The sequence below is a fragment of the Kitasatospora sp. NPDC048722 genome (assembly GCF_040650235.1).
Taxonomy (GTDB): Bacteria; Actinomycetota; Actinomycetes; order Streptomycetales; family Streptomycetaceae; genus Kitasatospora.
On record NZ_JBEZGX010000025.1, the window covers coordinates 101,572 to 120,978 of the forward strand.

18 protein-coding genes and 1 pseudogene are annotated in these 19,407 nt (G+C 73.2%); 10 read left to right on the forward strand and 9 right to left on the reverse strand.

Annotated features, from left to right (window positions below; translation table 11 throughout):
* Positions 1–81 precede the first annotated feature (81 nt).
* Positions 82–474 (forward strand): hypothetical protein, encoded by a 393-nt coding sequence (locus tag AB0C76_RS20065; RefSeq protein WP_359966835.1) that lies wholly within the window; start codon positions 82–84, stop codon positions 472–474.
* 139 nt (positions 475–613) lie between these two features.
* Here AB0C76_RS20065 and AB0C76_RS20070 read toward each other — a convergent pair whose 3' ends face one another.
* The gene (locus AB0C76_RS20070; RefSeq protein ID WP_359966838.1) at positions 614–1,045 is read right to left on the reverse strand and encodes a zeta toxin family protein; all 432 of its coding nucleotides are present in this window, start codon (positions 1,043–1,045) and stop codon (positions 614–616) included.
* A 70-nt stretch (positions 1,046–1,115) separates the two neighbouring features.
* A complete protein-coding gene (locus AB0C76_RS20075; RefSeq protein WP_359966841.1) occupies positions 1,116–1,901 on the reverse strand; it encodes a hypothetical protein in 786 nt (261 codons plus the stop codon).
* 692 nt (positions 1,902–2,593) lie between these two features.
* On the opposite strand from AB0C76_RS20075, the gene AB0C76_RS20080 reads away from it, so the two are divergent.
* Positions 2,594–3,775, forward strand: coding sequence for a cytochrome P450 (locus AB0C76_RS20080; RefSeq protein WP_359966844.1), 1,182 nt, complete (start codon positions 2,594–2,596; stop codon positions 3,773–3,775).
* 168 nt (positions 3,776–3,943) lie between these two features.
* On the opposite strand, the pseudogene AB0C76_RS20085 reads toward AB0C76_RS20080, so the two are convergent.
* Both AB0C76_RS20085 and AB0C76_RS20090 read right to left on the reverse strand, forming a co-directional pair.
* A pseudogene (locus AB0C76_RS20085) lies at positions 3,944–4,051 on the reverse strand (MerR family DNA-binding transcriptional regulator); the annotation flags it as partial.
* 60 nt (positions 4,052–4,111) lie between these two features.
* On the reverse strand, positions 4,112–5,356 hold the full coding sequence (locus AB0C76_RS20090) for a citrate synthase (protein WP_359966847.1): 1,245 nt from the start codon (positions 5,354–5,356) through the stop codon (positions 4,112–4,114).
* Positions 5,357–5,539: 183 nt separating this feature from the next.
* Between AB0C76_RS20090 and AB0C76_RS20095 the strand changes: the two genes are divergently transcribed.
* Positions 5,540–6,691 (forward strand): citrate synthase/methylcitrate synthase, encoded by a 1,152-nt coding sequence (locus tag AB0C76_RS20095; protein ID WP_359966850.1) that lies wholly within the window; start codon positions 5,540–5,542, stop codon positions 6,689–6,691.
* Positions 6,692–6,764: 73 nt separating this feature from the next.
* Here the strand turns inward: AB0C76_RS20095 and AB0C76_RS20100 are convergent, their stop codons facing one another.
* Positions 6,765–7,358 carry a DUF1062 domain-containing protein gene (locus AB0C76_RS20100; RefSeq protein WP_359966853.1) on the reverse strand — a complete coding sequence of 198 codons (594 nt, stop codon included), beginning with the start codon at positions 7,356–7,358 and terminating at the stop codon, positions 6,765–6,767.
* Positions 7,359–7,967: 609 nt separating this feature from the next.
* A complete protein-coding gene (locus AB0C76_RS20105; protein ID WP_359966856.1) occupies positions 7,968–10,478 on the reverse strand; it encodes an ABC transporter permease in 2,511 nt (836 codons plus the stop codon).
* A gap of 219 nt (positions 10,479–10,697) precedes the next feature.
* Here AB0C76_RS20105 and AB0C76_RS20110 point away from each other — a divergent pair, with 219 nt between their 5' ends.
* The 5 genes from AB0C76_RS20110 (at position 10,698) to AB0C76_RS20130 (ending at position 14,795) form a co-directional block, all read left to right on the forward strand.
* Complete coding sequence (locus AB0C76_RS20110) at positions 10,698–11,945, forward strand: histidine kinase (RefSeq protein ID WP_359966859.1); 1,248 nt, start codon at positions 10,698–10,700, stop codon at positions 11,943–11,945.
* On the forward strand, positions 11,942–12,652 hold the full coding sequence (locus tag AB0C76_RS20115; RefSeq protein ID WP_359966862.1) for a response regulator transcription factor: 711 nt from the start codon (positions 11,942–11,944) through the stop codon (positions 12,650–12,652). The genes AB0C76_RS20110 and AB0C76_RS20115 overlap by 4 nt, the downstream gene beginning before the upstream one ends.
* Before the next feature lie 159 nt (positions 12,653–12,811).
* Positions 12,812–13,318 (forward strand): diadenosine tetraphosphate hydrolase, encoded by a 507-nt coding sequence (locus AB0C76_RS20120; protein ID WP_359966865.1) that lies wholly within the window; start codon positions 12,812–12,814, stop codon positions 13,316–13,318.
* Positions 13,319–13,399: 81 nt separating this feature from the next.
* Positions 13,400–13,978 (forward strand): hypothetical protein, encoded by a 579-nt coding sequence (locus tag AB0C76_RS20125; protein ID WP_359966867.1) that lies wholly within the window; start codon positions 13,400–13,402, stop codon positions 13,976–13,978.
* A 118-nt stretch (positions 13,979–14,096) separates the two neighbouring features.
* Positions 14,097–14,795: a hypothetical protein gene (locus AB0C76_RS20130; protein WP_359966870.1), complete on the forward strand. Its 699-nt coding sequence runs from the start codon at positions 14,097–14,099 to the stop codon at positions 14,793–14,795.
* A gap of 55 nt (positions 14,796–14,850) precedes the next feature.
* Here the strand turns inward: AB0C76_RS20130 and AB0C76_RS20135 are convergent, their stop codons facing one another.
* Positions 14,851–15,480 (reverse strand): TetR/AcrR family transcriptional regulator C-terminal domain-containing protein, encoded by a 630-nt coding sequence (locus AB0C76_RS20135; protein WP_359966873.1) that lies wholly within the window; start codon positions 15,478–15,480, stop codon positions 14,851–14,853.
* Positions 15,481–15,613: 133 nt separating this feature from the next.
* On the opposite strand from AB0C76_RS20135, the gene AB0C76_RS20140 reads away from it, so the two are divergent.
* Entirely contained in the window at positions 15,614–17,134 is a 1,521-nt protein-coding gene (locus tag AB0C76_RS20140; RefSeq protein ID WP_359966876.1) for an APC family permease, read from the forward strand.
* Positions 17,135–17,414: 280 nt separating this feature from the next.
* On the opposite strand, the gene AB0C76_RS20145 is transcribed toward AB0C76_RS20140, so the two are convergent.
* Complete coding sequence (locus tag AB0C76_RS20145; protein WP_359966878.1) at positions 17,415–17,741, reverse strand: helix-turn-helix domain-containing protein; 327 nt, start codon at positions 17,739–17,741, stop codon at positions 17,415–17,417.
* A gap of 33 nt (positions 17,742–17,774) precedes the next feature.
* On the opposite strand from AB0C76_RS20145, the gene AB0C76_RS20150 reads away from it, so the two are divergent.
* Entirely contained in the window at positions 17,775–17,897 is a 123-nt protein-coding gene (locus AB0C76_RS20150; RefSeq protein ID WP_359966881.1) for a hypothetical protein, read from the forward strand.
* A gap of 463 nt (positions 17,898–18,360) precedes the next feature.
* Here the strand turns inward: AB0C76_RS20150 and AB0C76_RS20155 are convergent.
* Positions 18,361–19,407, reverse strand: a 1,047-nt coding sequence (locus AB0C76_RS20155; RefSeq protein ID WP_359966884.1) for an IS110 family transposase, incomplete at its 5' end; no start/stop codon positions are given.

A 19,407-nucleotide genomic window follows, 5' to 3' on the forward strand; every position in this document is an offset into this window, starting at 1 on the left:
CGCCCACCACGGCAGGAGCGGCGCCTACTGTCTCCCTCGCTCCCGCAAAAGGGATATTTTCTGACAGAACGGAGAATCATCATGCACCGTCGCACCACCTGGACGCTGGCCGCACTCGCCGCCGCCGGAATCGCCGCCGTACCGACCGTCGCGAGCGCCGAGGCCGTCTCCGGCGGCAACCACGGAACGGTGGTGGTCGGCAACGGCAACCAGGTCGCCGGCTACGACATCATCAACGCGGGCCACGACGCCACCGTCGGGTCCCACAACGGCTCCAGCGGCGTGGCCGGCGGCGCCGTCGACGCCGCCGAGGCGGCGGGCGGCAACTGGGACACCGTGATCGTCGGCAACGGGAACCAGGTCGCCGGTGACGACATCGTCAACGCCCTGAACGATGCCACCGTCGGTTCCTACAACGGCGGCTCGGGCATGGCGGCGATGATGACCACCGCCCTGAAGCCGATCACGGGCTGACGCCGCCGCAGGCCCGCCCGAGCGTGGGAAGTCGGCCAGGCCGACTTCCCACGCCGCTCTGTGTTCTCTCCTGCGGCTGGTCATGGGTCCGGCAGGAGAAGCCAGACTTCGGAGAGGGGCCAGGCCACGGCGGACGGCTTCACCGAGGAGGGGCTCGACGACTGCGAACCCGGCGTCCAGAACGCAGCCTGCCACCACTGCCCCGACACGCCGTCCGCCCGGGCCCGGCTCGCCGCGCTCTGTGCGGATCCGCTCGCGGGCGAACTCCGGGCGACCAGGGGCCGACGACGCCGTCGTACACCACGTGGTAGCCGCCGGCGGCGTAGCCGAACGCCGCCGCGACCAGGACCTCCAGGACCACCTGGTTCTGCCGATGGGCCTCGGGCAGGTGGGGCGGGAGCCGACCCTGCTTGATGTAGTGCCAGAAGTCGTCGCCGTGCAGGTGGACGCTCGGGGTCAGGCGGTCGGCGAGGAGCGCCGAGACGGTGCTCTTGCCGGCTCCGGGCGGGCCCGTCAGCACGATCACCTGGCCGCCGGCGGGACCGGTCCGTTCGAGGCTCGGTGGGCTCATGCCGCCACCGTGTCACGTCCTGCCGGTGCTCCGCTCTCGATTTCGGCCGCCACGCGAAGGAGCCTCGCGCTCAGTGCGGCCCGCGGCCGATGTCGCGGCCGAGTTCGAGGGCGAGGACCTGGTCGAGCCGCACGAAGGTCTCGAAGCGGGTGCCGGGCGACAGGTCGGTGCGGGCCTCCAGGGCGTCGAGTGCGCGCAGCGCGACCCGGGCGTCGAGGTCCTCGTCGAGGCCGTCGAAGCTCGCCTGGACCATGTCGGCCTCCGGAGCGCCGGAGGGCATGGAGGCGAGGTCGGCGACGAGCGCGCGCCAGCGGGTCAGCTTCTCGGCGGCGTCCGCCAGGGTGCCGGCGGTGAGCCGGACGGGGGCGGTGACGGCGTGTTCGAGGAGGGCGAGGCGCAACGCGAGGGGGTCGTCCTCGGGGGTGAGGGCCGGGGTCGGCAGGTCCTCGGCCACGGGACCGGTGAGCAGGAGTACGGCGGCCGACGGTTCGGGGTCGGCGTCGGGGCGGCTGGTGACGGCCAGGTCGGCCACCGGCCGGTCCTGCGCGTCCGCGCGCGCGTGCTGGTGAGCGGGCGGATGGATGCCGAGTCGGTCGGCGGCGATGCGGAGGGCCCGGAGCTGCTCGTCCGGGCCGTCGGGGTCGCCGGAACCGTTCGGGACGGCGAGCTCGGTGAGCACTTGCAGGCCGTGCGTCTCGCAGGTGCGCGCCAGGACGTCACCGACCAGCAGGGCGCGCAGATCGTCGAGCCGGAACGGCCGGCCCCGCTCCCCCACGTCGACGGTCACGCGCAGGAGTCCGGTCCGGCGGGGGCGGATCTCGCTGTGCCGGCCCGTACGGGCGTCGGTGATACGCAACGGCGTCTCCCTCTCGACTCAGTAGTGCGGTCAGCTGCGAGCGGACTCGGTCAGGTCCGGTCAGGATGCGGCATCGTCCGGTTCGCCGCCGTAACGGCGGTCGCCCCCTTCGGCGTGTTCCCCCTGAAGGTCCTGACCACGCCGGCCGCGTCGAGACGGGCCGGGACGAAGCCTCCGGCCCTCCCTGCCGTTCCTCCGCGCACCGGTCGATACGCTCGACATGACCCGGTCAGAAAGTGGAACGGAAGGAGCGCCCCCATGCGCCGTGGGAGGGCCCGGGACGACGACGTACCGGCGGAGGCGGGCGGACCGCCTCACGGACGGCACGCGCGGATCACTCCGGCATCCGTCCGCGACGCGGCGCTGATCGGGCTGCTCGCCGGCCTGATCGTCCTCATCGCCGCCATCCCGACGGGGGGTTCGGCGGCCGGCGGATCGTCCCGCCGTCAAGGCCCGGGGCAGCGCGTCCACATCCTTCGGCAGTGCTGCGACGCCCCCGTCCGCTGCCGGTCCGCACGTCGGCGCCGACTGTGGTGTCCGCCCTCGCGGCGCCCCCACGGCGTCAAACGCCGTGGCCCGCGGGCCCGGTGAGCGGTCGCGGCGGATCCGGTGTGACTACGCTCGGTCCCGCGCCGCACCGGCCGACCGGCACGGCGGCCTCCCTTGGTTCCCAAGACCGCGAACGGATGACCATGAGCACGCCCCTCCAGGACCCCGGGTTCTTCCGGGACCCGTACTCGACGTACGCGACGCTCCGCAGCGAAGCGGCCGTGCTCAAGCTCCCGGGCAGTGGGCACAGGGCCGGCTACGTGGTGACCGGTTTCGCCGAGGCGAGGCAGGCGCTGGCCGATCCCGGGCTGTCGAAGGACACCGCGCGCTTCTTCGCCGGCCGGGAGACCGGGCGCGACGTCCACCCGGCCGTCTCGCAGAACATGCTGGCCACGGACCCGCCGGACCACACCCGCTTGCGGCGGCTGGTCACGCGGGCGTTCACCCCCGGTGCCGTCGACCGCCTGCGCCCGTACGTCCACGGTCTCGCCGACGCCCTGCTCGACTCGTGGACGCCCGGGGAGGAGGTGGACCTCGTCGCAGGTCTCGCCGTCCCGTTGCCCGTCACGGTGATCTGCCAGCTCCTCGGCGTCCCGGCCGCCGACCGGGACGCCGTCCGGGCGTGGTCGACGGACCTGTTCGCCGCCGGCGACCACGAACGCACCGACACCGCCTCCCACGCGCTCGCCGACTACATGACCGGGCTCGTCGCGTCCAAGCGCCGCACCCCGGACGACGCCCTGCTCTCCGCGCTGGTCGCCGCCCGTGACGGCGACGGCGACCGGCTGACCGAGCAGGAACTGGTCTCGCTGGCGGTGCTGCTCCTGGTCGCCGGGCACGAGACGACCACCGCCGCCATCGGCAACGCCGTCCTCGCCCTGCTCCAGCGCCCCGACCAGCTGGAGCTGCTGCGCACGGACCCGGGCCGGATCGACGGCGCCGTCGACGAACTCCTGCGCTACGACTCGGCGGTCACCGTCGCCACCTGGCGCTGGGCCCCCGAGCCGGTCCGCATCGGCGGGACGGACGTCCCGGCGGGCAGCCCGGTGTTCGTCAGCCCGGGCGCCGCCAACCGCGACCCGGCCCGCTTCGCGGACGCGGACCGGCTCGACCTGGACCGGGCGGACGCCCGCGCGCACCTGGCCTTCGGCCACGGCATCCACCGCTGCCTCGGCGCGCCCCTCGCGCACGCCGAGGTGGCGACCGCGCTGCGCGTCCTGCTGGCCCGCTTCCCCGGCCTGCGCCTCGCCCGGCCCGCCGACCGACTCCGCTGGCGGCACTCACGGCTCGTGCACGGGCTGGAGTCGCTGCCCGTCCTCCTGTGAGCCGCAGGCAGGACCGCTCCCGACGCCACGGATCGAGGGCGTGCTTGCCGAGCGTCCGACCCGCTTCGAGTTCCTGCAGCACCCGCGCCCCTCGGCCAGGGGTGGATCCGGGGAGCACCGGGCACGAGCGGATGACGAGCACCCGGTCGATCGTGGACTGGCAGTAGTCCGGAACCCGTTGTCGAAACGGCCGGGGACGATCAGGCCCTCGTCCTCGTAGTGCCGCAACGACCCCGCGCCCACGCCGCTGCGCCTGGCAGCTTCGCCGATCTTCACGAGCAGGGACCCCGGCGAGGGGCGTCGCGGTCTTCCGGCACCTGGGCCGGAGGACGCCTCCTACGCCTGCGGACGCGGCCCCACGTAGCCGGCCCGGGCCCGCATCCGCAGGGGCTCCTCGTGGTACTCCTCCACCGCGTGGGCCAGCCAGCCCGGAGTGCGGGCCACGGCGAAGACCACCTCGCCGGCCTCCGCCGGGAGCCCGGCCGTCAGCGCCATGGCGGCCAGCGCCAGGTCGATGTTGGCCCGCAGCTCCGGCCGGCCGGCCGGTCCCGCGGCCGCCTCCACGTCGGCGACGGCCGCCACCACGGCCGCACCGCCGTCGAGTCGTCGGACCGCGTCGAGCAGCGCCACCGCACGGGGGTCGCCCTCGGGGTAGAGCCGGTGGCCGAGCCCGGGGATCGGTCGGCCGGTGCGCAGGTAGTCGGACACCACCGGCACGGCGCCGTCGGCCAGCACCTCGGCGAGCATCCGGTGCGCGAGCGGGCTGGCCGCGCCGTGCAGCGGACCGTCGGTGGCGCCGAGTCCGGCGGAGACCACGGCGTACGGATGGGCCCGCGCCGACGCCGCAAGCCTGGCCGCCACCGTGGAGACCGCGAGCTCGTGGTCGATCAGCAGGACCAGTGCGCGGTCCAGGCAGGACAGCGCCTCCGGCGTGGGCGCGGCCGTGGCGAGGCGGCTCCACAGCCGCGCGGCCAGCGAAGCGTCGGGGCCGGGATCGGGCGCGGTGCGGGGCAGCGCCTCGACCATCCCGGCGATCAGTGCCGCCCCGGCGGCGTGGACGGTCCGCTCGCGCAGGTCGAAGCGCAGCGGGTCGAGCGCGGCGGCGACGGTCGCCGAGATCCGGAGCCGGTCAGGCAGCCGGATCCCGTCGGGCAGCGCGGCCGCGGCACGGGCCAGCGCCTCGGCGGTGGCGGGCGGGACCCGCAGCTCCACCGGGGCGTCGGCGCCCAGGCCCCAGAGCCAGCCGATCGCGGCCTCGAAGCCGCACCGGGAGGCCAGCTCGACGGCGTCCCGGCCTCGGTAGTAGAGCCGACCGTTCTCGATCAGCGTCAGCCCGGTCCGCACCGTGACCGGTTCGCTGCCCCAGAGTGCCGCAGCGGGAGCCTCGCCCGGCGCCGGGCGCACCGGGGCGCGGCGGCCACGGGCGGCCAGCTCGGCCACCTCGCGGGCGTCGAAGGTGCTGCCCTTGCCGCCCGGGGCCCGCTCGCTGCTGAGCTGCCCGCGGCTGGCATAGGCGTACACCGTCTCCACCTTGACGCCGAGCTGCTCGGCGACCTGCTGGGTGGTCAAGCGTTCGGCCATGGTCCGCCCTCGCCCTCCGATCGGGTACCTGCGCCCCGTCTCCGCATGCCTTGATGATGATCCACAGTATTCCACATTGATTTCAATCAACGTTGACAACATGGATCAACAGTCGGAGAGTACAGAACGTCGCCGGAAAGACCCACCACCTGGCACGAAGCACGCACGAGAAGGGCCACTGCCATGCCGAACACCACCGAGATCGAGGTCCCGCGCGGCCTCAAGGGCGTCGTCGTCACCGAGACCGAACTCGGCGACGTCCGAGGGCTGGAGGGCTTCTACCGCTACCGCCAGTACTCCGCGATCGACCTCGCCGAGCAGCGCACCCTGGAGGACGTCTGGCACCTGATGCTCCTCGGCGAGCTGCCCGACGCCCCCGGCCGCGCCGCCTTCCTCGCCCGCACCACACCGCTGCGCCGCCTGCCCGACGCGCTGCGACCGCTCCTGCCCGCGCTGGCGGCGAGCACCAGCCACGGCGGCCCGCTCGGCGCCCTGGGCGCCGCACTCACGGTCGCCGCTGCCGACCGGGGCGTCCGGCCGCTCTACGACACCGCGCCCGAACAGCGGGTCGAGGACGCGCTGTTCGCCACCGCTCTGGTGCCCACCATCCTCACCGCGCTCCAGCGGCTGCAGCAGGGCGAACAGCCGATAGAACCGCGCGACGACCTCGGCTACGCGGCCAACTACCTCTACATGCTGACCGGGGAGGAGCCCGAGCCGGGCAAGGTCCGGGCGATCGAGCAGTACCTGATCTCCACGGTCGACCACGGCTTCAACGCCTCGACCTTCACCGCCCGCGTGATCGCCTCCACCGGAGCCGACCTCGTGGCCTGCCTGGTCGGCGGCCTCGGTGCGCTCTCCGGGCCGCTGCACGGCGGCGCGCCGAGCCGCGCCCTCGACACCCTGGACGCGATCGGCACCCCGGAGCGGATCGACGGCTGGATCCGCGAGCACGTGCTCGCCGGCGACCGGATCATGGGCTTCGGCCACGCCGTCTACCGGACCGAGGACCCCCGCTCGCGCATGCTGCGCGGTGTCGCCGAGTCCTTCGGCGGCGAGCTGGTCGAGCTCGCCGTCCAGGTGGAGGCCCGGGTCGAGGCGATCCTGGCCGAGCTGAAGCCGGGCCGCGAACTCCACACCAACGTCGAGTTCTACGCGGGCGTGGTGATGCACCTGTGCGGGCTGCCGAGGGAGATGTTCACCCCCACCTTCGCCGCGGCCCGGGCGATCGGCTGGAGCGCCAACATCCTGGAACAGGCCGCCGACCCCAAGATCATCCGCCCGGCCGCCCGCTACACCGGCCCGGCCGCCCCGCAGCCGTTGCCGACGGCCTGAGGCGGCCCGAGCGGCGGGCGGTCCGGGCAGGGCCTCCCGATCGCTCGTGGAGGCCCTGCCATCGCTCCCTCCCTCAGCCGCCGACCGCCGCAGAGCGCGGCAGGTGCGCCGACGTGTCGGGCGACCCGACGGAACTCATCCGCACATCAACGGACTTCGAACCCTTCGCCGCATCGACGGACCCAGGACCGTGGATGGTGAACTCGAAGTCCCGATGCGCCTTGGCATCCGGAGCGAACGGGAGCCGGACGCGCCCGTCCCGGACCATGCGTCGAACCGCACCGCGGCTGAGACCGAGCCCGAGCATGAGCAGCCGCTCGACCCGGACCGGCGCGGGCAGCTCGAAGCCGACCAGCACCCTGAGCGGCGTGGGGTCGTCGAGCGCGTAGAGGGGCGTGCGTGCCTCGACGTCCCAGGTGCCGGTCCAGTCCAGGCGATACCCGTTCTTCGCGGCGAGCGACGCACTCATCGTCAACTCCCGCACCACTTCGGGATCGTTGTTCTCGTACGCCACCAGGCGGGCGGTTTCGAGCGACGACACGTGGACGCGTTCGTGAACGGGCACCTTCGAGGTCCGGTCGCACGACGCGCAGCTCAGCAGCAGCCAGACGTCGAGGAGCTTCCCGCTCGCATTGACCCGGATCTTCCCCGAGGCCCGGTGACGCACGCCGGAGCAGTCCGGGCAGGGCCGCACGACGGTGGGCAGGACGGACTGACGCACGGCCCACAGGGCCTTGCGGTCGGTATTCATGAATGTGGTTGCTTTCAGGACTCACCAGGAGCGCTCGCAGGCCGAGCCACAGCTCTCCCGGACATGACGGATGCACACGTGGGCGCGGGTGATCACCCCGGAGCCGAGTGCTCAGGCTCAGGTGCCAACCCGCGCGACGGGTTGGTGACAGCTACGCGGCAACCGCTAAAAGTCCATGCGGCCGATCCTCATCGAGACCGCGCCCCTCGGGCAACTCATTTTCCCCGGGCAGGGGATGGCGGCCTCCCGGCGTTACGGCCTGTCGACCGGAGCACCTGACCGGCGGTCCGGAGGTGCGACCCTGCCCAGCGGCGGCAGGGGCGGCTTCCGGAAGCGGTTCCAGCCGTACGCCCACAGCACGGGAACGGTCACGGCGGCGGCCGTCACCGCCTCCGCCAGGAGCAGGAGGGGGGTTCGCCAGAGGCGGCGCATGTGCTTGGTTTCCCTTCTGGTGCAACGAGGTTCGGTCCCTGGCCTGCGGCGGCTCCCTGGACACGTGGATGCGGGCATTCGCGCTACGCGCAGCTACTCCGTCCCGATGGCCGCCAGGACCGGCGTCCGGGCCGCCCTGCGCGCCGGCCACAGGGAGGCCAGGAGGCCCGCTCCCGTCGCCGCGGCCAGCAGGACGGCGAGGCGCAGCACGGGGACGCCGTGGCGGAAGCCGGGCGTGTGGCGTGCGATCGCCTCGCCGCTCGCCCAGCCGACCAGGAGACCCAGGGCCAGGCCGAGGACGCCGCCGAGAACGGTGACGATGAGGGACTCGGCGCGCACCATGGCGCGTACGCCCGCCCTGGTCAGGCCGATGGCCCGCAGCATGCCGATCTCGCGGCGGCGTTCGGTGACGGACAGGGCCAGGGTGTTGACGACGCCCAGGAGCGCGACGCCGATGGAGAGGCCGAGCAGGGCGTAGAGCAGGTCGAGCATGCGGTCGGTGTCGGCGGCGGCGGCGTGGGCCAGGTCGTCGCTGCTGTCGATGCGCAGGGCCGGGCTGTCGCCGAGGGCGTGGGCGAGCGCGCGGCGCAGCTCGGGGCCCGGGCGGTCTCGGGTACGGACGAGCACGCTCTGGACGGCGCCGGGCGGAAAGGCAGCGGCATCGACCAGGAAGCCGCTCACCAGCGCGTTGGGCTGGTAGACCCCCGCTACCGTCAACTCGGCGGTCCGCCCGTCAACCAGGCGCGCGTGCACCGTACTTCCCACCGCCCGGCCGTAACCGGCCGGCACCAGCACCTTCCCGCCGCCGACATCGGCCACTCCGCCACTCACGCGCAGCCGCAGCATGTCCCGCACGGCGTTCGGCGGCAGGGCGAGGCCGAACTCGCGCACCCCGTCGACCGTCAGTTCCACCTCCCGCAGTGCCGCGGCGGCGGTGACCTCGGCGCTGGCGGCCAACGTCCGTTCCACGGAGGCCGATTGAGCGTCCAGGCTCCGCATCGACACCAGGTAGTCCGCCTTGAGCACGTGCGCGCCCGCGGCGTCCGCGGCCGCGAGGCCGCCGGCGGCGACGACGGTGAGGGTGGTCACCAGGCTCACGCCGATGACCAGCGACGCGGCCGGGGCGGACACGCGGCGCGGGTGGCGGGCGCTGTTGCGTTCCGCGAGCCGCGTGCCGATCCCCGCACGACCGAGGAGCGGTCGGACCACCGCGAGCAGCGGCCCGACCAGCGTCGGCATGAGCGCGAGCAGGCCACCGGCCACCAGCACGCCGCCCAGGGCCAGTACGGGCGCGCCCTCCTGGATCCGGTCGCTCCTCGCCCCGCTCAGCAGGCCGGCCGCACCACCGGCGGCCAGCACCACGCCTGCGAGCACGCGTCCCCTCCCGACGCCCTCCCGAGCCGGAGCCGCCGCGACGCGAAGCGCGGCCAGCGGCGCGATCCGCCCGGCCCGCCGCGCCGGGAGCCAGGCGGCGACCACCGTGGTCAGCACCCCGGTGACCAGCGGGACGATCAGCGCGTACGCGGGCAGGCTGAGCGTGTCCCCGGTCGGCAGCGGACCGCCCTTGCCGAGGTCGCCGGCGATCGGGCGCAGCACCGCGCCGACGCCGACGCCCGCCACGACGCCCAGCAGCGAGCCCGCCAGCCCGACCAGGGAGGCCTCGGCCAGCACCAGGCGCCCGACCTGGCGGCGCGAGGCCCCGATCGCCCGCAACAGGCCGACCTCGCGGGTCCGTTGGGCCACGAGCATGCCGAAGGTGTTCGCGATCAGGAAGCAGGAGACGAACAGCGCGACGGCGGCGAAGGACAACAGCGTGGTGCGCAGTGAGGCGACCTGGTCGTCGGCGCGCAACGCCCGGTCGTGGGTGAGGAGGTCCGCCGTCAGGACTGTGGCGCCCGGGACGGCCGTCCTCGTCGCCTGCCGCAGCCGCTCGGCGGTGACGCCGGGCACGGCCTTCACGTGGAACTCGGTGTAGCGGCCGGGCCCGGTGAAGTGCTGCTGCGCCGTCGCGGTGTCGAACAGCACCACGCTCCCGCCTTCGGTGACGGCGGGCTCCGCCCGGGTGGTGAAGACGCCGCTGATGCGCACGGTGAGGCCGGGACCGTCCACCGAGATCCGTGCGGCGTCCCCCACGTGGTAGCCGCAGCGCGCGGCAGCGGCCTCGTCGACGGCGATCTCGTCGCTGCCGGCGGGCGGGCGACCGCCGGTGAACGAGTACCGCGGGTCCGAGTCGCCGTACCCCGCCCCGACGGCCGGGCCGCCGCGGTCGGCGGAACGCCCGTCCGGGCAGCCGAGGGCCGTGTACCCGGAGACGGCCGCGATGACCCGGCCCGTCCCGGGAAGGCCCCGCACCCGCTGCAACTCGGCCTCGCCCAGGCCGGGCGCCGCACCGACGCTCCCGGTATCCGGGCGGACGACCACGTCGGTGTGCGCGTACGTCTGCCGGGAGGCCCCGGTGAGGGCGTCGGACACGGTGGCGGTGACCAGCAGGATCCCCGTCACGAAGGCGACGCCGACCGCGACGGCCAGCGTGGTCAGCCCCGTTCGGGACGGGTGGGCGCGGACGGTGCGCCAGGCGGTGCGGAACATGGGTTTGCGGAACATGGGTTTACGGAAGACGGGCTTACGGGACATGGGTTTGCGAAGCATGGGTTTGCGAGACATGGAACTCCGAAGTCCCCGGGGCGGACGGCAGATCGACGTCACCGATCCTGTCCGCGCCGACCGCGCGCCCGTAACAGCCGTCTGACCGACCGCCCGGGCAGCCTCCTCGGTCAAACGGTGGAGGCGCCGGACCTGCGCAGCCGCGTACGGTTGACCGTCATGATCCCCCTCCCGACGCGCGCCGACTTCACCTCGTGGGCCTCCACCCGCAGCGGCCCCGCCATCGGTGCCACGGTCGGTGTCGTCGTCCTGGCCGTGGCCGCGATCGTCATCGAGGCGCTCGACACCGGCTATCCGCCCACTACCCTCGCCACGATCGCCACCGGCGTGCTGTGCCTCGCCGCGCTGCTCTCGCCGCCCGGCCGCCTCCCGTACGCCGGGTGGGCCGCGGTCGCCGCCTCCGCCGCCCTGTCCCTCGCCACGAGCCGGCTGCGGCACCGCCCCGAGCACACCTTCGACATCGTCGAACTGTGCGTGCTGCTGCTCCTCGTCACCCGCACGGTCCGGTACCAGCCGCTCACACGTGTGCTCCCGCTCGCCACCGCCGCCTGGCTGGCGGCCCCGCTGCTCCTCCTGCGCTTGCCCGGCTCCCAGCTCGCCCACGTGGCCGGTTACGCCGGCCCGGTCCTGCTGCTCGCCGCACCCGTGGTGGTCGTCCTCGGCCTGTACCTGCGCCTCCTCGACACCACCCGCGAGCGGGAGGAGAACGCCCGCCTGAACGACCAACGCCTCGAATTCGCCCGCGAGTTGCACGACTTCGTCGGACACCACGTCACCGCCATCACCGCGCAGGTCAAGGCGGTGCGCTTCATCACGGCCTCCGGGCGTCCCCCGACACCGGAGGCGCTTGACCAGGCGCTGGCGAACATCGAGGACGCTGCCGCGCAGGCCACCGGCTCCATGCGCGCCATGGTCGACCTGCTGCGCCGGCCGGACCGGCGGCCTCCGCTCCAAGCCCCCGAGGGCCTGCAAGCACTCCACGGCCTGGCCGAATCCCTCCGCGCGGCCGGGCCCGCCGTCAACCTGACCATCGACCCCCGCCTCGTAACGGGGCCCCCGGCGGACCACATCGCCTCCACCGTCCACCACATCGTCCGGGAGGCGCTCACCAACATCCGCAAGCACGCCCCCCGGGCCGACACCGTGGCCATCGACGTGCGCGTGTCCGGCAACGACTCCGGCATGCTCAGCGTCGGCGTCCAGGACGACGCCGACCAGCCGCAGGCCGGCCCGTCGGCGGACCGGCGCGGCGGCGGGTTCGGCATCCTCGGGCTGCACGAACGCGTCCACGCGCTCGGCGGACAGCTGACCGCAGGACCCGGGCCGGTCGGCGGCTGGCAGGTCGCCGCCGACATCCCGCTCCGCCCCGGCACACCCGATCGCCCCTCGCCGCGCCTGGCAGGATGACCGGCATGACCATCCGCGTCCTCCTCGCCGACGACCAGTCCACCCTGCGTGCCGCGTACCGGATGATCCTCGACTCCCAGCCCGACATCGAGGTCGTCGCCGAGGCCGCGGACGGCACGTCGGCCGTCGCCGAGGCCCGCAGGCTGCGCCCGGACGTCTGCCTGCTCGACATCCGGATGCCGGGCGTGGACGGGCTCGAAGCCACCCGCCTCCTGGCCGGCCCGGACGCCGCACAGCCGCTCAAGGTGGTCATCGCCACCACCTTCGACCTCGACGAGTACGTCCACCGCGCGCTGCACAACGGCGCGTGCGGCTTCGTCCTCAAGGACTGCTCGCCCGCCCTGCTCATCGAGGCCGTCCGCGCCGCCGCCGTCGGCGACTCGCTCATCTCCCCTTCCGTCACCGTCCGGCTCCTGCGGCACATGGCCGGACAGCGGGCCCGGCCCGTGGCTCCCCCGCCGTTCGAGCCGCTCACCCCTCGGGAACAGGACGTCGTCGCCATGGTCGCGAAGGGCCTGACCAACGACGAGGTCGCCACCGCCCTCCACGTGACCCTCTCCACGGTGAAGACGCACCTCGCCAACAGTCAGCGCAAGCTCGGCGCCCGCAACCGCGTCGAGGTCGCCGCCCGTGCCTGGCAACACGGACTGGTCCGAGGTCCTGCCGTTCGTCGAGCCGCCGTGGGACCCTCACGAGCTGATGCGTGATCGCGGAGAGCAGGCCCCGCGCAGCACTGCTCGCAGTGGAGCGGCCTCGCGTGGACATCCGATCAACGCCGCCCGAGCGGGACGTTCCGGGCGAGGAGCGACCGTCGTCGTGCGCGATCGGCCGTCCTGCCCGGCCACCGGTGTGTAGGGTTCGCTGTCATGGTGGAAGACTGGCGGAACGACAGGATCGGCAGCGCCCTGAAAGGCGCGAATCCCACGGTGCTCCGACGACTTGACGCCGGCTTCGCGGTGATCGGTGACGTGCAGTTCCTGCCGGGGTACTCGGTCCTCCTGGTGGACGAGCCCGAGGTGCAGCGCCTGTCCGAGCTTCCACGGACCAAGCGGATGAGCTTCCTGGCGGACATGGACCGGCTGGGCGAGGCCGTGGAGCGGGCCTGCCGGCGTCTGGACCCGGAGTTCCGGCGCGTGAACCTGGAGATCCTCGGCAACACCGACGGTTTCCTGCACGCTCATGTGTGGCCCCGGTTCGAGTGGGAGAGCCCGGAACTCGTCGGCCTCCCGGTGTGGCTGTATCCCCGGGATAACTGGCGCGATCCCGCGAACGCACTCGGCCCCGGGCACGACGCCTTGCGCGAGGCGATCGGTCACGAGCTCGACGTGCTGTCAGCCGCCGTTCCCGCGAGTCGACACACGTCCGCGAGTTGACGAGATCGTTCGTACTCGGGAGCATGTGTCGCTGCCCGTTCCCGCGGGTGCACGCAGACCGGTTTCCCGAGGTGTGAAGTCATGAAGTCCGTGGTGTCCGAACGGTACGTGAGCAAGGTCGGCCTGGCCGTCGGCGCGGCCCTGGTGCTGGCGACCTGCGCGGCCGGCGGCGACGCAGTGGCGGCCACCAGCCCGCTCGGGCACGGCCCAGTGGCCGGTGCGCCCGGAATCGTGCAGCGGACGGCGGCCGGCGTCTCGATCACCGAGGGCGAGGTCGCCGAGGTGGGCCCGGAGGGCGCGATCCGCTACCCGTCGGTGACCAGTTGCCTGGTCGTCACCGTCTACCTGCGGGACGGCGGCAAGGTCGGCGGCCACGCGAGCCTGTTCCAAGTGCCCGGCAAGTACCGCTCGGACGAGGTCCTTCCGGCCATCAGGCGTGCCGTCGGCGGCCGGCAGGTGCGGGCCGTCGACGTCAGCGGAGCCGTCGGGGCCTGGAACCCCTCGTACTTCGAGAAGGCCGTCGAGCAGTACACCGACGGGTCGGCCCCCGAACCGACGGGCGGCGCGAGGGGGATCGGCGACGTGGTGGCCAAGCTCCTGGGACAGCCGCGCAAGGCGGTCACCGTCCAGGACGTGCCGGACGGCGACATCACCAGGTGACCCCACCGGCCGGTGGGCACCCGGTCCGGGAGTCGGACGGTCCGCGGGACGGCAGTGAACTCCCGTGGGATGCTGTGACCTTGGTCCGACTACCGCCTCGACCGGGGGGAGCCCACCCATGCCGCTGTTCGGCAACCGCAAGAACCTTCCGAAGCCGCTGTGCGACCAGCACGGCCCGTGCAAGGCGCTGGCCGAGATCTCGGTCTTCGAGGTCCGGGACCGGCTGCGGCTGCTGTTCGCCCCGACCCGCGCCCTTGGCCCCGACCCCGTGGCCCGGCGGATCGACGACGAGCTGTCGGTCGTCCTGTGCGTCGACGGCGGGAAGCGGGGCGGGAAGACCGAGGCCCTGTCGATAGCCGAGCACGCCGCCGACCAGTGGAGCATCAGCCGGGCCGAGCTCTGGGAGCGGGCCTTCGCCAACCTGGCCACCGAGCAGCTCAACCGGCAGTCCTTCAACGCGACGAACGGCGACGTCCTCTACGCGGTCAACGGGACGGGGGCGTGGCCCGGCGCCGCCCAGGCGCTGCGTCTGGAGAACGCCCTGGGCGGGGCCGAGCTGCCCCACGGCGCGCTGGTCACCCTGCCGACGAACAACGCGTTCTGCGCGGCGCCGATCCGCAGCGGTTCGTCGCTGAACGCGATCCGGTTCATGATCGACCTGTCGAAGCAGCTCCAGATCAACGACCCGGCCCCGCTGACCTCGTCGATCTTCTGGTACCGGGACGGCTGGCTGGAGAACCTGAACGTCGGCGACAACGGCATGATGCGACCGTCCGCCCGCTTCCGGGAGATGGCGAACGGCCTCCCGGCCGCGTGATCCCGTCCAGGGCCCGGCACCGGGCCCCACCGCCCGGTGCACCCCTGCCTCCGCCTCACTCCGTCCGGCGTTCCACGCCGTCGAGGAGCAGGCCGAGGCCCAGTTCGAACCCGCGGTCGTCGAGGCCCGTCGCGCCTCCGCCGCGGGCGAAGGAGCCGTCCAGGGCGTCCGCGAGCGCCGGGTACTCCGGCCGGTAGGCGGCCGGTTCCCGGGTGAAGCCGGCGGTGAAGGTCTCCATCGCCGAGCCGAGGACCAGGTAGTCCAGTGCTGCGGCGACCTCCGCCGCGTCCGCGGGGCCGAGACCGGCCCTGCCCAGGAGGGCGAGCAGCGCGTCGTAGCCGCGCAGGGCGCTGTCCGCCTCGACGCGGCGGCGGGCGAGCAGCGCGATGGCGTTCGGGTGCCGCAGGAAGACGGCGCGGTAGCCGCGCGCGTACGCGGCGAGGCCGGCCCGCCAGTCCGAGTCACCGAGCGGCTCGTGGTCGATCTCGTCGTTGACCAGCTCGGAGACCGCGTCGACCAGCGACTCCTTGCTCCGGATGTGGTTGTAGAGCGACGCCGCCTTGACCCCGAGCCGGTCCGCGAGTGCGCGCATGGTCAGTCCATCGGGACCTTCCTCGTCCACCACCTGGAGCGCGGCGACCGCGATCCGCTCCTGGGTCAGCAATGCCCTGCTCGGTCGGCCCACCAAGAAATCCCCTCTTCCGCCGTCCCCGTCCAGGGGCTATGGTGCCAGACCAACAGCCGCAGCTAACTAAGTTAGTTTTATCTGGAGGGCGCAGTCCGTGGCCGAGAACACCCCCAGCGAGTACACCCCACCCGTGAGCAGCACAGCCGGGAACACCCCGGGCGGGGGTGCCCCGACCGACGCCGACCGGCTCGCCGCGCTCGGCTACCAGCAGGAGCTGCGGCGCAGCCTCGACGTGCTCGGCAACATCTCCATGGGCTTCGCCGTCGTCTCCCCGGTCGTCGGGCTGTACGCCGCCGTGCAGGTCGGCATGAGCGTCGCGGGCGGGGCCTGGGTCTGGGCGCTGCCGCTGTGCCTGCTCGGGCAGTGCCTGGTCGTCGCCGTCTACTCCGAGCTCGCCTCGCAGTGGCCGCTGGCCGGCGGCGCCTACCAATGGAGCAGACGCCTGTCCAGACCGGCCTTCGCCTGGCTGAGCGGCTGGATGTGGCAGTTCGCCGTGATGTTCGGCAACACCACCGTCGCCTACCTCGCCTCGCCGTGGCTCTTCGCACTCTTCGGGGCCGTCCCGACGCCCACCGAGCAGGTCCTCGTCTCGGTCGGCTTCCTGCTCCTCTGCACCGTGGTCAACGCCCACGGCATCAACTTCCTGCGCTGGTTCGTCAGCCTGGGCATCGCCGCCGAAGCCGTCGCCTCCGTCCTGGTCGGCTTCACCCTGCTGCTGGTCTTCCGCCGGCACGGCTTCTCCCTGCTCACCGACTTCCTCGACGCGCCGAAGGGGCTGGGCATCAGCGACACCGGCGCCCTGCTCGCCGCCGTGGCCGTCGCCGGCTGGGCCTTCATCGGCTTCGACGCCTGCGTGTCGACCGCCGAGGAGACCAAAAACGCCGACCGGCAGGTCCCCAGGGCCATGTGGTGGTCGCTGCTCAGCGTCGGACTCGTCGTCATCCTCAACGCGGTCTCGGTCGAGCTCGCCCACCCCGACCCGGCCGCCGTCGTCGCGGTCGCGGACCTCGACCCGGTCACCACGGCCGTCACCCACGCCTTCGGCGGCTGGGCCGACAAGCCCTTCGTCCTCGTCGTCCTGATCAGCTTCACCGCCTGCCTCATGGCCTCCCAGGGCGGCGCGGCCCGTGGCCTCTACTCCCTCGCCCGCGACGACGTCTTCCCCTTCTCCCGCCACGTCCGCCGCATCAACAGGCACAAGGCGCCGGTCGGCGGCCTCGTCGCCGCCACGGTGATCAGCTGCGCCGCGCTGCCCCTGGGCCTGAGCACCTCGGCCATCGGCAGCCTGATCACCTTCGGCAGCGCCGCCACCTTCGTGCCGTTCTTCCTGCTCACCCTCGTCGCCCTGACCGCCCGCCTGCGCGGCACCTGGAAGCCCGCCGGAGCGGTCGGCTACGGGCGCCTCGGCACCCCGATCAACCTCCTCGCGGTGCTGTGGACCGGCTTCGAAGTGGTCAACATCTGCTGGCCGCGCGCCGTCCTCGCCCCAGCCGGAGCACCCTGGTACCAGGTCTGGGCGGCGCCGCTCGGCGTGGGCACCGTCACCCTCGCCGGCCTCGCCTACCTGCTGGCCCGCCGCCCCGACCACCGCATGCCCGACCCCGGCCAGGACCGCCCGTCCACCGACGAACTCGCCCCGGCCGTCCTGTAGTTCCGCGACCACCCCGTGACGCGTCGGGGGGGCCGAGAGCCCCGGACCGTTCGACCGCACACCCGGGGGCGTCCGCACCACCCGCCTGTTCGACGTCGTCGCGACCCGCATCGCCGACCTTCTCGCGGCGCAGGAGATGGGCGAGACCACCTCGGTCGGCCTGCTCGACGCCTTCGCCATCGAGCGACTGCGGGCCGCCGGTGCCGACGTCAGGACCCCGAGCCGCCCGTCCCCGCCCGAACCGGGGACGGGCCGCCGTCCGGCGCGGACGAGGACGGACTCAGTCGCCGTCCGGATCGTCGAAGCGGCGACGGGACGCCTCGACGTGGTCGACATGGCGGCGGGTCCAGTGGCAGATTCCGTGCACCGTCTCCTGGAGTTCGCGACCGGCCGACGTGAGGACGTAGTCGACCCGCGGTGGCACGGTGGCGTACGGAGTGCGCTCGACGATGCCGTCGCGTTCGAGGTTGCGCAGCGTCCGGCCGAGCATCTTGTGGCTGATCCCGTCCACCGCGGCCTTCAGCTCGCCGAAGCGCAGCGTCCGCTGCCCGAGGGCCTCGATGATCAGCAGTGCCCACTTGTCGGCGATCCGCGCGAACACCGACATGGTGCAACGCTCACCCACGGCCCGGAGCGGAGCGTGACCGGCTCCTATCTGTACGCCCGGCACGCCGACGGCGCGGAGGTCGAATACGTCCAGTGGGAGCCCGAACTGGTGGCCCGGTTCCTGGGCCGACCGGGCCAACCGGGCCAACCGGGCTGACCGTGTCGGCGGCCCGCCCGGCTCAGGTCGTCCCGCGATCGCTCCGGTTCGGGGCCGGAACGGTCTCCGCCGCCCTGGCCGCCTGCCGCTGGCGCCGCCTCGCGCCCAACCAGCCCGCCAGACCGATCAATCCGCCCGCGATCGCCGCGGCGACCAGCTTGTGAAGCAACTCGGACACAACGACTCCGCTTCCCGAGGATGGCCGGCGCGGAAGATCGCGCCGCCGTGAACACCGATGGCTCGACGGTACGAAGTGGCGATGAAATCGCCGTGAAAGCGGCCGCAGTCCCTGTCTCGGCCACGTTTCCGCAGGTGAGACGCGGTAATCACCACCGGCCACATATGGCCGCTCCCCCGTCCTGTTCCCCTGCCGCCCGCCGGACCAGCATCGAGGCCTCAGCAGAAGCCACGGAGCCGACCACCCCGGCCGGAGAATCAGAACCACGGAGTTTCAATGACCGAGTCAAGCCGTCTGCGCGACCGGCTGGGCGGGGGTGAACTCTCGCCCGTCGCGCAGAAGAGCCCACAGGACGTTGACCCGGCGGCGGGCGAGGGCGATCAGCGCCTGGATGTGGCCGCATCCCTCGGCGCGCTTCTTGAGGTAGAAGTCCCGGTTGGGGCCGTCCTTGATGATGCTGGTCTGGGCGGACATGTAGAACACCCTGCGCAGGCGTCGGCTGTATCGCTTGGGCCGGTGCAGGTTGCCGGTGCGGCGCCCGGAGTCGCGCGGGACTGGGACGAGGCCGGCCGCGGAGGCCAGGCGGCCGGCATCGGCATAGGCCGACAGGTCGCCGGCGGCGACGACGAACTCCGCGCCCAGGATCGGGCCGATGCCCGGCATGGACTCGATGATGTTCGCCTGCGGATGGGCGTGGAAGGTCGCCTTGATCTGCTTGTCCAGGCCGCGGATCCGCTCGTCCAGCGCGAGCAACTGGGAGGCGAGGTCGGCGACGATCGACGCGGCGACGCCCTCGCCGGGCAGCACGGCGCGCTGGGCGGCGGCGGCCTCCAGCGCGATGGCCGTGACTTTGTCAGGCGAGCGGACACCGCGCTTGAGCAGCCACGACTCCAGGCGGGCGCGGCCGACACGGCGTATCCCGGCGGCGGTCTGGCGGTAGGTCAGCAGGGTCAGCGCGCCCTTGTTGTTGGACCAGTCGAAGGCCCTCTCCAGGGCGGGAAAGATTCCGGTCAGCACGTCGCGGAGCCGGTTGACCATGCGGACCCGGTCAGCGACCAAGTCGGTGCGGTGGCCGACCAGCAGGGCGAGGTCGGCCACCAGCTGAACCGGCACGTCCACGACGGCGAAGTCCCTGCGCAGGCGCGAGGTCTCCGCGATCACGAACGCGTCGCGGGCGTCGCTCTTCGCCTCGCCCCGGTATGCACCGGCCATCCGGTTCACCGTGCGGCCGGGCACATAGACGGGCTTCTGTCCGTGCGAGGCCAGCAGCGCCAGCAGCAGCGCGGACGCGGTGCCCGCCAGGTCGATCGCCCACTCCACCGCGTCGGCCAT

Coding starts and splice junctions, on each gene's coding strand:
- AB0C76_RS20065 (WP_359966835.1), top strand. CDS start 82: ATGCACCGTCGCACCACCTGGACGCTGGCCGCACTCGCCGCCGCCGGA.
- AB0C76_RS20070 (WP_359966838.1), bottom strand. CDS start 1,045: ATGAGCCCACCGAGCCTCGAACGGACCGGTCCCGCCGGCGGCCAGGTG.
- AB0C76_RS20080 (WP_359966844.1), top strand. CDS start 2,594: ATGAGCACGCCCCTCCAGGACCCCGGGTTCTTCCGGGACCCGTACTCG.
- AB0C76_RS20090 (WP_359966847.1), bottom strand. CDS start 5,356: ATGGCCGAACGCTTGACCACCCAGCAGGTCGCCGAGCAGCTCGGCGTC.
- AB0C76_RS20095 (WP_359966850.1), top strand. CDS start 5,540: ATGCCGAACACCACCGAGATCGAGGTCCCGCGCGGCCTCAAGGGCGTC.
- AB0C76_RS20105 (WP_359966856.1), bottom strand. CDS start 10,478: ATGTTCCGCAAACCCATGTTCCGCACCGCCTGGCGCACCGTCCGCGCC.
- AB0C76_RS20110 (WP_359966859.1), top strand. CDS start 10,698: ATGATCCCCCTCCCGACGCGCGCCGACTTCACCTCGTGGGCCTCCACC.
- AB0C76_RS20115 (WP_359966862.1), top strand. CDS start 11,942: ATGACCGGCATGACCATCCGCGTCCTCCTCGCCGACGACCAGTCCACC.
- AB0C76_RS20120 (WP_359966865.1), top strand. CDS start 12,812: ATGGTGGAAGACTGGCGGAACGACAGGATCGGCAGCGCCCTGAAAGGC.
- AB0C76_RS20125 (WP_359966867.1), top strand. CDS start 13,400: ATGAAGTCCGTGGTGTCCGAACGGTACGTGAGCAAGGTCGGCCTGGCC.
- AB0C76_RS20130 (WP_359966870.1), top strand. CDS start 14,097: ATGCCGCTGTTCGGCAACCGCAAGAACCTTCCGAAGCCGCTGTGCGAC.
- AB0C76_RS20145 (WP_359966878.1), bottom strand. CDS start 17,741: ATGTCGGTGTTCGCGCGGATCGCCGACAAGTGGGCACTGCTGATCATC.